Origin of the sequence: Streptomyces sp. NBC_00076, from assembly GCF_045041235.1 — a bacterium.
Taxonomy (GTDB): Bacteria; Actinomycetota; Actinomycetes; order Streptomycetales; family Streptomycetaceae; genus Streptomyces.
The window spans coordinates 3,511,530-3,523,972 of record NZ_CP108242.1; the positions used below are offsets into that span (position 1 = coordinate 3,511,530).

The window sequence follows — 12,443 nt, forward strand, 5'->3', positions numbered from 1 at the left end:
CTGTCGAAGGACCGACCGGGGAGGGACCGTCGATGCGTCTGCCGAAGCTGCGAAGACCCCGTCTGCCGCGCACCCTCGCCGGGCGGCGGCGGCTGGTTCGGGCGGTGATGGCGGGGTGCGTGCTGGCCCTGCTGCCGGCGACCTGGCTGTACGTCTCGACGGACGGCCGGCTGCGCACCACGGCCGACGCGCCGCGCACCGAGGTCGCCGTCGTCTTCGGCGCCGGTCTGTGGGACGGGGAGCCCTCGCCGTATCTGGCCCATCGGCTGGACGCGGCGGCGAAGCTGTACCGGGAGGGCCGGATCGAGGTGGTCCTGGTCACCGGCGACAACAGCCGCGAGGACTACGACGAGCCCGACGCGATGCGCGCCTATCTGAAGCGGCACGGCGTTCCGGACACGCGGATCGTGAGTGACTACGCGGGCTTCGACACCTGGGACTCCTGCGTCCGCGCGAAGAAGATCTTCGGCGTCGACGAGGCCGTGCTGATCAGCCAGGACTTCCACATCCGACGGGCGCTCGCGCTGTGCCGGGCGGCGGGTGTGAACGCGTACGGCATCGGGGTCGCCGCCAAGCACGACGTGACCTGGTACTACGGGGGCACCCGGGAGATCTTCGCGGCGGGGAAGGCCGCCCTGGACGCGGTGTTCGAGCCGGATCCCCGGTTCCTGGGGCCGAAGGAGCCCGGCGTCGGCCGGGCCTTGGCGGCGGCGCGCTGACGGAGCGGGGGCACGCCGAGGGGCGGGGGCGAGGCCGGACTCCCCGCCCCCGCGGGTGCCGTCACCGGCCGGTGAAGCGGGGGGCTCGTTTCTCCAGGAACGCGCCCATGCCCTCCTTCTGGTCCTCGGTCGCGAACAGGGCGTGGAAGACCCGGCGTTCGTAGCGGATGCCGTCGCGCAGCCCGGTCTCCAGGGCGCGGTCGACGCAGTCGCGGGCCGCCCTGACCGCCGTACGGCTGTACGAGGCGATCGTCGCGGCGGCGGCCAGGGCCTCCGGGAGGACCCGCGCGTCGGGCACGACCCGGGAGACCAGTCCGGCGGACTCCGCCTCCCGGGCGTCCATCGTGCGGCCGGTGAGGACCAGGTCCATCGCCCTGGCCCGGCCGATCAGCCGGGTCAGGCGCTGGGTACCGCCGATGCCGGGGATCACGCCCAGCCTGATCTCCGGCTGGCCGAAGACCGCCGACTCCCCCGCGATCACGAGGTCGCACATCATCGCCAGTTCACAACCGCCGCCCAGAGCGGGTCCGTTGACGGCGGCGATCTTCGGCGTCCGCAGGTCCGCGAACTCCTCCCAGGCGGCGAAGTAGTCCTCGGCCGCCATCTCCAGGGCCGTCTTCGGCGCCATCTCCTTGATGTCGGCGCCGGCCGCGAAGACCTGCTCCGAGCCGGTGACGACGAGGCAGCCGACCTCGGGGTCCGCGTCCAACGGGCGCAGGACGTAGAGGAGTTCGGCGAGGAGCTCGCCGCTGAGCGCGTTACGGACGTGCGGGCGGTGCAGCCGTACGGTCACCACGCGGTCGTGGCGTTCGACTTTCAGGGTGTTCATCGGTGTCCCCTTTCCGGGGTTCGGGGTGCCGTGATGCCGGGGTGCCGCCGGTCTACGAGTCCCAGATCGCGCCGTACGCCGGTATCCCGCGTCGCTCCAGGCCGTGCACCACCTGCCAGGTCAGCTTCTTGTTGGAGATGCAGATCACCGCCTCGGCGCCGAAGTCGCGGTACGCGTCGTACGCGAGGCGGACCATGTCGGGCTTGCCGTGCCGGGAGGTGTCCCAGACGAGGGCGTCCGGCTGGACGGCGAGGATCTCGTCGACGAGGGCGTCGCCGTAGGTCGTGCGGGGGTCGCGGGTCGCCCAGACCAGGCGGGAGGGGACCTCGCAGGCCAGCAGGTGGGGCAGGCAGGGGCCGATGCCGCTGCCCGTGGCCACGTAGACCACCTTGGTGAACAGTGTCTCGATGTTGGCGACCCCGGCCGTGGTGATGCCCTTCACCCACACCCGTGCGGGCATGTCGTCGATGAACGAGCCCGTCCAGTCGCCGGCCCGGGAGATGGTGAGCCGGAAGCCGGACTCGCCGGGCGAGGGGACGTTGGCGAAGGAGTGCCACTCCTTCAACGGGCTGCGGCTGACGGCGGTGGAGGAGCCCGCGAAGGGTGTCTCGCCGTAGTCGAAGCGGGCCAGTACGACGTGGGGCGAGGGCCGTTCGACGCGTACGTCGACCTTGCGCAGCCGCAGCCAGGGCAGGGCGACGCTGAAGGTGACGACGGCGAGGACGGCGAGCGGCACCGGGCCCGGGGTGGACAGCAGGGTGTGCGTCCAGAAGAGGGCGAGGGCCGTCCAGCCGCCGAAGCGGTGGATCTTCTCGAAATGGTCGTGGTGGCGGGAGCGGAAGGGCGGCAGAGCCGTGGCCACGATGACGGCCAGCAGGGCGACCAGGGTCCAACTGACGGCGATCAACGGGCCGTTGCCGCCGTCCGTCGTCACCGCGACCGCCAGGGCCAGGAACCAGCCCGCCCCGGCCAGCGCCCCACCCACATGGAGTCCGCCGAAGTGGTAGACCTTCCCCAGCGCCCAGCGGACCCGCAGCGGCCAGCTGGTCGGCGGCCGGGTGGCCAGCCGGAAGAGCGCGTTGACGACGTACTGCTGGCGGATCACGACCGCGAGGGCGAGGTTGGCGAGCGAGGCGTGACCGAGTGTCGGTGTGGTGAGCGGCCAACCGGCGTACAAGAACGCCAGGTTGGCGAGGATCACCAGTCCCGCCAGCCGGTTGTGGTGCATCAGGCGGGGGTGCTTGAGCAGCCGGCGGTGGGCGGGCAGGAGCGGCGGCAGGTCGACGGTCTCCCGGCGGAGGGACGTGGTCACCGGGCCACCGCCGTACGCCGCTCGACCAGCCGCAGCAGGGCCGGTTTGTCGATCTTGCCGCGGTCGGTCTCGGGGAGGAACGCGAGCGGCAGGACCTTCGACGGGACGCAGTAGTACGGAAGGGCGTCGGCCACCGCGCGGCGGGCCGCGTCCGGGTCGACGTCCGCCGGGCTGACGAAGGAGACCAGGGTGCGTGCGTCCTGTTTCAGGGTCACCGCGCGCACACAGCCCTCGACCGACTCCAGCACCGAGGAGACGGAGTCGAGTTCGACGCGGAAGCCGCGCACCTTGACCTGGTCGTCGGTGCGGCCGAGGTGTACGAGGTCACCGTCGGGGGTCCAGCGGCCGAGGTCGCGGGTGCGGAACATCCGGTGGTCGCCGCCGAGGAAGGGGTCGAGGGCGTAGCGCTCGGCGTTCAGTCGGTCGTCGCCCAGGTAGCCGGCCGAGACGCAGTCACCGCCCGCCCACATCTCGCCGACCTCGCCGACGGGCAGGGGGCGGCGGTCGGCGTCGAGGACGTACACCGTGTTGTTGGGGGTCGGGCGGCCGATGGTCAGCAGCGGTGCGGCCGGATCGTGTCGGCTCATGGTGTTGACGATCGTCGTCTCGGTCGGGCCGCAGCAGTTGAAGAAGGCCGCCCGCCGGGCCCAGCGGTCGGCCAGCGGGCGCGGGCAGGGCTCCCCGGCGACCGCGACCGTGCGCACCCGCGGGCAGCTCGCGGGGTCGACGCCGGACAACACGGTCGGGGTGGCGATCAGCACGGTGGCGGTCCGGGCGGTCGCCGCGATGTCCTTGCCGCGGATCACGAGGGTGCCGCCGTGGGCGAGGCAGCCGAGGATCTCCCAGGCGGCCATGTCGAAGGCGATGTTCAGCAGCTGCGCCACGCGGTCGCCGGGGCGGATGCCGAGGCCGCCGGGCTCGGTGAGCAGGATGTTGGCGACGTTGCGGTGGGTGACCTTCACGCCGTTGGGGCGGCCGGTGGTGCCCGACGTGAACAGCACGTAGCAGCCGTCGTCGGGGCGGACGGCGGGGCGGGTGACACGGGGCTCGGTGGGGCGCCGGGGGGCGGGGACGTACGGCATCGGCTCGTCGAGCGCGATCAGGCGGTGGCCGGGCGTCCGCGGTACGCGGTGGGCGTGCTCCATGAGGGTGAGGACCACTGCGGTGCGGGCGGCGCGAACGACGTGGGCGAGCTGGGCCGGGGGTGCCAGGGCGACGTCCTGGGGAACGTAGGCGGCGCCCGCCTTCAGGATCCCGAGCAGGCCGACGAGCATCGGGATCGAGCGGCGCACGAAGAGTCCGACGTGGTCGCCGGGGCGGACGCCCTCGCGGGTGAGACGGGCGGCGAGGGCGTCCGCGTACCGGTCCAGCTCGCCGTAGGTGATCGTCGCGCCGAGGTGTTCGGCGGCCACGGCGTGGGGCGACGCCAGGGCCTGGCGTTCGACGGCGTGGTGGATCAGGGGGTCCGGGACGGGGACGGCGGGTCCGTGGCCGTAGAGCCGGAAAAGGTGCTGGTCGCGAGGGGTCAAATGGCGCAGGGGCATGGTTGGGGGACCTCCTGGCTGGCTGACTTGCTGGCTGTTTCGAGTGACGGTCCGCCACACGCGGCAAGGCCACATGTGGAGGCAGCCGGGATGAAGCGGCTGGGGATGCCCGGGTGTCGAACGCCGTGCGGAGTCGCGCGCGAAAACCAGACTGCGACCGCTCAGCTTCAACTCTCAACAAGGCATGACCGGACACACATGGGATGAAATGAGCCACATCAGCCGACTTTCGCAACAGAGGCAACTTCCGTATCGGACTGCGACGACTCAGAGGTGGGCCGCTGTGCGCCTCACGGCGCCCGGAGGGGTGCGGGGAGGTCGCCGTCCCGGCCGCGTAACACGGATCCGCCCGGCGCGTAACACGCCCGAAGCACGCTGAGTGGCATGGAGAACTCCGTGACGCCCACGCACTGCCCGTACTGCGCCCTGCAGTGCGGGATGAACCTGACGCCCACGCCGGACGGGACCGTCGAGGTCAGCGAGCGGACGGATTTCCCGGTGAACCGGGGTGCGCTGTGCGGCAAGGGCCGTACCGCGCCGGCGGTGCTGGCGTCGAGCGTTCGCCTGACCACCCCGTTGGTGCGCTCCGCCGGCACGCTGGTGCCCGCCACCTGGGACGAGGCGCTGGACCGGATCGCCGAGGGGCTGTCCCGCACGCGTACGGAACATGGCCCGGACGCGTGCGGGGTCTTCGGCGGGGGCGGCCTGACGAACGAGAAGGCGTACACGCTCGGCAAGTTCGCGCGGGTGGTGCTGGGCACCTCCCAGATCGACTACAACGGCCGTTTCTGCATGTCGTCGGCTGCGGCCGCGGGAATCAAGGCGTTCGGGCTGGACCGCGGGCTGCCCTTCCCGCTGGAGGACATCCCGAGGACGGGGTGCGTGATCCTCGTCGGCTCCAACCTCGCGGAGACCATGCCGCCGTCCCTGCGGTTCTTCAGCGAGCTGCGGGAGAACGGCGGCACCCTGATCGTCATCGACCCGCGCCGCACGCGGACCGCCGAGCAGGCCGACCTGCATCTGGCGCCCCGCCCGGGCACGGATCTCGCGCTGGCGCTGGGACTTCTGCACCTGATCGTCGCCGAGGGACGGGTCGACGAGGCGTACGTCGCCGAGCGCACGGTCGGCTGGGAGGACGCCCGCGCGGCGGCGATGGCCCACTGGCCGGAGTACGTCGAACGGATCACCGGGGTGTCCGTTCCCCAACTCCGGGAAACGGTAAGGATGTTCTGCGAGCCGGAGAACGCGATGGTGCTCACCGCGCGCGGGCCCGAGCAGCAGTCCAAGGGCACGGACACCGTGGGCGCGTGGATCAACCTGTGCCTGGCGACCGGCCGCGCGGGGCGACCGCTGTCCGGGTACGGATGCCTGACCGGGCAGGGCAACGGGCAGGGCGGGCGCGAACACGGCCAGAAGGCCGACCAGTTGCCCGGCTACCGCAAGCTGGACGATCCGGCGGCGCGGCGGCATGTCGCCGAGGTGTGGGGAGTGGACCCCGACTCGCTGCCCGGGCCCGGGCGCAGCGCGTACGAGCTGCTGGACGCGCTCGGCACCGACATCAGGTCGCTGCTGCTGATGGCGTCGAACCCGGTGGTGTCGGCGCCGCGCGCCGCGCACATCGAGGAGCGTCTGCGGTCGCTGGACTTCCTGGCCGTCTGTGACGTGGTGCTCTCGGAGACCGCCGAACTCGCGGACGTCGTGCTGCCGGTCACCCAGTGGGCGGAGGAGACGGGCACCACCACCAACCTGGAGGGCAGGGTGCTGCTGCGCCGGCAGGCGATCACCCCGCCCGAGAACATCCGCAGCGATCTGCGGGTCATGCACGAACTGGCCGCCCGTCTCGGCGTGGAGAAGGGCTTCCCGACCGACCCCGAGGAGGTCTTCGAGGAGCTGCGTCGGGCCAGCGCGGGCGGACCGGCGGACTACTCCGGGATCACCTATCGCCGACTGGTTGAGGAGAACGGCGTGTTCTGGCCGTGTCCGGCGACGGACGGGGACAGCAGCGGGAACGGGGACGGGGCAGGCTCCGGGGGCGCCTCACCCGACGCGGGTGCCTCGCCCGACGCGGTGGGTGCCTCGCCCGACGCCGGGGCCGCCCCCATGCGGACGCCCGGAAGCGGTGACGCGGCGCCGGGCGACGACGCCCTCGACGGACCGCACCCCGGCACCCCCCGCCTCTTCCTCGACCGTTTCGCCACCCCTGACGGCCGGGCCCGTTTCGTCGCCGTCTCGCATCGGGCGATCGCCGAGGAACCCGACGACGAGTACCCGGTGCTGCTGACGACCGGGCGGGTCGTGGCCCAGTACCAGTCCGGCGCCCAGACCCGCCGCGTCGACGAGCTGAACGCCGCCGCGCCCGGTCCGTTCGTCGAACTGCACCCACGGCTCGCGGAGCGGCTCGGTGCCGCCGAGGGCGACCCGGTGGCCGTCGTGTCCCGGCGGGGCCGGGCGGTGGCGCCGGCCCGGATCACGACCACGATCCGCCCGGACACCGTGTTCATGCCCTTCCACTGGCCCGGCGAGGGCCGCGCCAACACCCTCACCAACCCGGCGCTCGACCCGACGTCACGCATGCCGGAGTTCAAGGCGTGCGCGGTGCGACTGGAGGCGGTGGAGTCGTAGGCGGGGCTGTGCCGGGCGGGGTTGGGCCGGGCCGGCGAAGGCGGTGACGTCGTAGGCGCCGAGGGATGCGGGACTCGCGGGGCCGCTCCGGCTCACACGGCGGACCAGTCGCCGCTCCCGATCACCTTCCCCCGGGCGCGCAGACCTACGGCGACGGAGGGCGCGGCGACGTACACCCATGCCGGTACGGCCCGCCCGTCGCCGTCGAGGACCACCTCGCGCTCCACTCGTTCGTAGAAGTTGCGCGGATCCCCCGGCGCGTACTCCTCCAGCCGGTCCAGCGCGACCAGCAACTCCCCGTACGCCTCGGGCAGCGCGGTGACGACCTCGCCGTACACCACTCCCCCGTGTTCCTCGACGGCGTACGGGTAGCCGGGTCCCTCGTACAGGACCGCGCCGTTGAGCCGGCCCGGCTCCTCGGACCGGGTGCGGCCGCGCAGGAAGAGGTCGTGATTGGGCTCGCCGGGGCGGAGGGTCCCGTAGACGAAGAAGGGCAGTTTCTGGGCGCTCACAGAAACGATTCTCAGTCCTCACACACCTGCGCATCAGCGCCATAGACATGGCATGTCTATGGCGCCTTGAATTTTGCTCAAGATCTTCGAACCCCCCACGTCACGCGCCACCCCACGCCCCGCGCCATCCCATGCCCCGTCGCGCCCCCACGTCTCGCGCCACCCCCACGCGCCGCCTTCACGCCCTCACGCCCTCACGCCCTCTCAGGCGCATTTCCTAGGAGACCTATGAGCCGGATACGGCCGTACGTCCGAGGTTCCCGTCGTCTCGCCACCGCCGGCGCAGCCGCCACCACCGCCACCCTGCTGGCCACCGCACTCAGCCCCGTCGCCGACGCGGCCGACCGGCCGACCCGGGCCTTGGCGATCGAGAACGCGGCGTCGGTGCTCACGGACCGGGCCGCGGCCCTGGGTCTCACCGACGCGCAGGACACGACCGTCCGGGACGTCGTGGTCGACGCGGACGGCACGCAACACGTCCGCTACGACCGTACGTACCACCAACTGCCCGTTCTCGGCGGTGACTTCGTGGTCCATCTGGCCCCCGACGGCAGCTACCGCAGCGCCAGCCTCGCCACGAAGGGCGTGCTCTCGCTCGCGAGTGTCACACCGAAGCTGTCCGCGCCGAAGGCCGCCGACCTCGCGGTGAAGGCGTTGCGCGCCGCCAACCTCGGCGAGACCCTGCGCAGGATCACCGCCAAGTCGCAGCTGGTCGTCGACACCCTGCACGGCACCCCGAAGCTGGCATGGCGGACGAACGCCGTCGCGCAGGACTCCCTCGGCAACCCCGCCGCGCGGACGATCCTGACGGACGCCGGGACCGGCACCCAGATCGACGCCTGGAGCATCATCGAGACGGCGTCGGGCGACGGCAAGTCCCTGTACGGCGGCACGGTTCCGCTGCAGACGACGCCCTCGGGATCGACGTACCAGCTGAAGGACCCGACGCGCGGGAACACGTACACCGGGGACGCGGCGAACCAGACCGACCTGTGCGTCCTGACGGTCTGCCTGAGCCAGGCCCCCTCGACGGTCTTCACCGACGCCGACAACCACTGGGGCACGGGCACGGCCGCCGACCGCGCCTCGGCCGCGGTGGACGCGCAGTACGGCACGGACCAGACCTGGGACTACTACAAGGACGTCCACGGCCGTAACGGCATCGCGGGTGACGGCAAGGGCTCGTACAACCGGGTGCACTACGGCAACAGCTACGACAACGCGTTCTGGGACGACACTTGCTTCTGCATGACGTACGGCGACGGTGACGGCGTGACATTCGGTCCGCTGGTGTCACTGGACGTGGCCGGGCACGAGATGTCCCACGGCGTGACGTCGAAGACGGCGGCGCTGACGTACTCGGGCGAGTCGGGCGGCCTGAACGAGGCCACGTCCGACATCTTCGGCACCCTGGTGGAGTTCCACGCCGACAACTCCTCCGACCCGGGCGACTACCTGATCGGCGAGAAGGTCGTCCGCTCGGCCTTCGGCCGGGACGCCCTGCGCCGCATGGACAAGCCGTCCGAGGACGGCGACTCGGTGGACTACTGGAGCAGTTCCCTCAAAGACCTCGACGTCCACTACTCGTCCGGAGTCGCGAACCACTTCGCGTACCTGCTGGCCGAGGGAAGCGGCGCCAAGACCATCAACGGCGTCAGCTACGACTCCCCCACCTACGACGGCTCGAAGGTGACGGGGATCGGCCGGGACAAGCTGGGCGCCATCTGGTACCGGGCGCTGACGGTCTACATGACGTCGTCGACGAACTACGCGGGCGCCCGCACGGCGACCCTGAACGCGGCGAAGGACCTCTACGGGGCCGGGAGCACGGAGTACAACGCGGTGGCGGCGGCCTGGACCGCGGTCAACGTGAATTGAATCCTCCCCTCCCTGAAGGGAGGGGATTCCTGGCTCAGGCCGCCTCCTGGAGCAGCGCTCCAGGAGGTCTTCCGCCATCGGCACCAGCCGGGTTGAGACCAGCCCGGACGAGCATCACGCGTGCGGAGTTCTTGTCCCGTGGGGACACGGCTCCGCACGTGGTGCAGGTGTAGGTGCGCTCACCCAGCGGCAAAGCGTGCTTGGCTCTCGCATCGCAGTGCGCGCAGTCCATCGTGGTGTGCGCGGGGTGGACCAGGCGGATGTCCCGCCCGTGCTTGCGGCCCATCTCCAGCAGAGCGGCCTTGGTGGCGCCGATGGCGGCGTCAGCGGCCTTGCGGGCCATGGTGGTCCTGGCAAGGAACTTCGGGCGGAAGTCCTCCACAGCGATGGCGTCGTGGTCGCGGACCGCCTTCTTGGCCCACTTACGGCCGGTGTCCGCACGCTGCCTGGCGACCTTCTTGTACGCCTTCGCCCGCAGTCTCTTCGCCTCGCGGTAGCCCTTCGATCCGGGTTGTCCCCTCTTCGGCTTGCGGCGGGCCATCATCCGGTCGTACCGGGTCAGCTTGGCCCGGGCCTTCCTGCCGTGCCCAGGGTGCGGCAGGTCGTACGCGTCGGAGGTGGTGGTCGCGGTCGCCTTCACACCCCAGTCGACACCGAGCACGCGACCGGTCTCCGGCAGGGGCTGGACCGGGGCGGGGACGACGAACGAGGCGTACCAGTGCCCGAGACTGTCCTGGTACAGACGCACCGAGGACGGCTCCCCCGGCAGGTCCCGCGACCACACCACCCTCACCACGATGCCGCCGGCCAGGTGCAGCCGGCCGTCCTTCAGCCGGAAGCCGCGCTTGGTGTAGTTGAGGGTCGCCAGCGCCTCGCGTTTGGTCTTCCACTTCGGCATCCCCGCCCGGCGCGCCATGGGCACGCGCTCGCGGAGGTCCTTGTGCGCCTTGGCACGTGAACGGCCGAAGTCGCGGATGACCTGCTGCTGGACAACCGATGAGCCCTCACGCAGCCACGGCGTACGGGCGCGGGCCTCGGTCAGCATCCTGTCGAGCTGCGCCGGACCGCACGTCTGTTTCTTCCCGGCCGCCTTGTTGTGCAGGTGTACAGCCCTGGACTTGGCGACACACTCGTTCCACACCCAGCGGCACCGGCCCCACTCCGCCACCAGGGCGGTGCCAGCCGTGGACGACACACGCAGCCGGTACGTGTACCGGGCATGCCCGGCATCCGTAACCACCCCCACCTGCACCATCTCGCCCCTCGCGATTCCCGGCCGGGACGACATGCCGTCCCGAACCCTGCGAAGGACCGTATGTACGACAGCCGCACACACGCACCCCAAACTCACAGCCACCACCCCAATCAGCTACCGCACACACGCGTGTTCGCGTCACCTTGGCGATCCCGACAGCGGTACGGGCGCTCCGCGCCCTGAACCGGGCAGCGACGCTCTGCATCGCGACACCAGGATGCGATTACCGAGGCGTGTCGGGCGCGGCTCACTGAGTAACGAGGCCGAGCGAATGGTCCGGGTCGCGTGGGCAGACGGCGATGATCAGAGGACCGCGGACCGGGGAGACATCGGGAGGGACGCTGGCGCCTGAGACGCGGCAGTCCCGCTGGTCCTCGTAAGGGATCCAACTGGTGGTACCGGGGTCCCATTCGCGTTGGTCCACTGTCAGGAGCGGGGTGACTTCCGTTCCGCACGCGCAGATGCGGGGCGTGCCGGCCGCGTTTGAAGCCGTCGATGATCTCGATCTCTGCGGCGGTCGGTCCGGAGCGCGGGTCGCGCCGCCAGACTTGCTCCAGGAGCTCCCGCTGTCCCACCACCTCGGTGTAACGGTAGCCGCCGGATCGCTTGTGGGGGATGGTGCACATCGGCCATGGCTCGTCTGCGGGCCACAGCATCGGTCCGCCGACCGAACTGTCGCCTGCCGTGGGGGGCCGCGCCTCGAGTGCAGCCAGGAGGCGGTCCGGCGCTTCGTGGCCAGTTCGGGAAAGGCCGCTTCTACGTCGACGGGGCGGAGCGGGGTGGTGCGCGGCATGGGCCAGGACTCCTGGGGCTCGGTTGCGGGCGGGGACTTCACGTGCTCAGGGTCTCCGCCCGAGGACAGCTGTGCGCCCCCGGGCGCGGCCCAGGGCGCGATCGTCCGGTCACGGCACGGCCGTCAGGGGTCACCAGACGCCGCCGTCACCCGTTCACACCCCCGCTCCTCCGCCCTTCGGAGCCTCTTTCGCTCACCTCCCCCAGACCCCGGTGACCAGCCGAAATGCCGGGCGTCTCCGGCCTCGGCGCCCGCTTGCTGACACCCATTCATCCCAATCCTGACGCTCCCTCAGGAAGCGGTTCCGGCTCCCTGCCATTTACCTCGGAAGGGCAGTCACCACCGAAACCGCTCGAGGGAGCAGCATGCGACGCACCGCCCGCCCGCTGACCGCAGCCGCGCTCGCCGCGGCCGCCGCGGGCCTCGCCGCCGTACCCGCGTACGGCGGCGACACCGCCGGCCTGGAGGTGTCCCCGTCCTCGGTCGTGCCGGGCGGGCAGGCCACGGTGACCACGTCGTCCTGCGGGCACGTCGGTACCGCGGCGGGCGACGCCGGAGCGGTGGGCGCCGGTGTCTTCACGCTGGCGCCCGGCGCCGACGAGGGTGAGGCGATCGGGCGGTTCCGAGTGCCGCCGAGCGCGCAGCCGGGGACCTACGAGATCGTCGCGACCTGTGCGGGGAGCGGCCGGCGGGTGACCGGTGACCTGGTCGTCACGCTGACGTCCCAGCGCGAGCAGGTGTATCCGCGGGGAAGTGTGAAGACGGGGGTCGGCGGCGCACTTGGCCCCGATCCCGTGCAGACCGCGGCCGGTGTGGCGGCTCTCGCCGTCGCCGCCGCGGGCGGTACCTGGCTCCTGCATCGCCGGGCGAGAGGCGACGGGATCTGACGGACACCCTCCGCTGTCCGTCCGCCGGTACCGCGTGTCCCCTCCCCCTCCGGGTCCGTCGCCCCTCGCGGCCCGGAGGGGGAACGGGGACC

Annotated in this window: 9 protein-coding genes and 1 pseudogene; 4 read left to right on the plus strand and 6 right to left on the minus strand. The window is 71.7% G+C overall.

Translation table 11 applies throughout. From position 1 onward, the window contains the following. Window positions 1–32: 32 nt before the first annotated feature. Window positions 33–719, plus strand: a complete 687-nt coding sequence (locus tag OHA64_RS16040) for a vancomycin high temperature exclusion protein (RefSeq protein WP_405613479.1) — start codon at window positions 33–35, stop codon at window positions 717–719. Between the two features lie 61 nt (window positions 720–780). Here the strand turns inward: OHA64_RS16040 and OHA64_RS16045 are convergent, their stop codons facing one another. The 3 genes from OHA64_RS16045 to OHA64_RS16055 are packed head-to-tail and all read right to left on the minus strand — an operon-like array spanning window position 781 to window position 4,404. Beyond that, window positions 781–1,548, minus strand: coding sequence for an enoyl-CoA hydratase-related protein (locus OHA64_RS16045; protein WP_405613481.1), 768 nt, complete (start codon window positions 1,546–1,548; stop codon window positions 781–783). A 52-nt stretch (window positions 1,549–1,600) separates the two neighbouring features. Then, complete coding sequence (locus tag OHA64_RS16050; RefSeq protein WP_405613483.1) at window positions 1,601–2,860, minus strand: hypothetical protein; 1,260 nt, start codon at window positions 2,858–2,860, stop codon at window positions 1,601–1,603. Further along, the gene (locus OHA64_RS16055) at window positions 2,857–4,404 is read right to left on the minus strand and encodes an amino acid adenylation domain-containing protein (protein ID WP_405613485.1); all 1,548 of its coding nucleotides are present in this window, start codon (window positions 4,402–4,404) and stop codon (window positions 2,857–2,859) included. The genes OHA64_RS16050 and OHA64_RS16055 overlap by 4 nt, the downstream gene beginning before the upstream one ends. Window positions 4,405–4,788: 384 nt before the next feature. Here OHA64_RS16055 and OHA64_RS16060 point away from each other — a divergent pair, with 384 nt between their 5' ends. Beyond that, complete coding sequence (locus OHA64_RS16060) at window positions 4,789–7,026, plus strand: molybdopterin oxidoreductase family protein (RefSeq protein ID WP_405613487.1); 2,238 nt, start codon at window positions 4,789–4,791, stop codon at window positions 7,024–7,026. Window positions 7,027–7,118: 92 nt separating this feature from the next. On the opposite strand, the gene OHA64_RS16065 is transcribed toward OHA64_RS16060, so the two are convergent. Continuing rightward, complete coding sequence (locus tag OHA64_RS16065; RefSeq protein ID WP_405613489.1) at window positions 7,119–7,538, minus strand: gamma-glutamylcyclotransferase family protein; 420 nt, start codon at window positions 7,536–7,538, stop codon at window positions 7,119–7,121. Between the two features lie 228 nt (window positions 7,539–7,766). Between OHA64_RS16065 and OHA64_RS16070 the strand changes: the two genes are divergently transcribed. After that, the gene (locus OHA64_RS16070; protein ID WP_405613491.1) at window positions 7,767–9,416 is read left to right on the plus strand and encodes a M4 family metallopeptidase; all 1,650 of its coding nucleotides are present in this window, start codon (window positions 7,767–7,769) and stop codon (window positions 9,414–9,416) included. 34 nt (window positions 9,417–9,450) lie between these two features. Here OHA64_RS16070 and OHA64_RS16075 read toward each other — a convergent pair whose 3' ends face one another. Together OHA64_RS16075 and OHA64_RS16080 are read right to left on the minus strand one after the other, a co-directional pair. Continuing rightward, window positions 9,451–10,671, minus strand: coding sequence for an RNA-guided endonuclease InsQ/TnpB family protein (locus tag OHA64_RS16075; protein WP_405623995.1), 1,221 nt, complete (start codon window positions 10,669–10,671; stop codon window positions 9,451–9,453). 599 nt (window positions 10,672–11,270) lie between these two features. Then, window positions 11,271–11,464 (minus strand): annotated as a pseudogene (locus OHA64_RS16080) (hypothetical protein); the annotation flags it as partial. 365 nt (window positions 11,465–11,829) lie between these two features. On the opposite strand from OHA64_RS16080, the gene OHA64_RS16085 reads away from it, so the two are divergent. Next, window positions 11,830–12,351 (plus strand): hypothetical protein, encoded by a 522-nt coding sequence (locus OHA64_RS16085; protein WP_405613493.1) that lies wholly within the window; start codon window positions 11,830–11,832, stop codon window positions 12,349–12,351. Window positions 12,352–12,443: the final 92 nt, after the last annotated feature.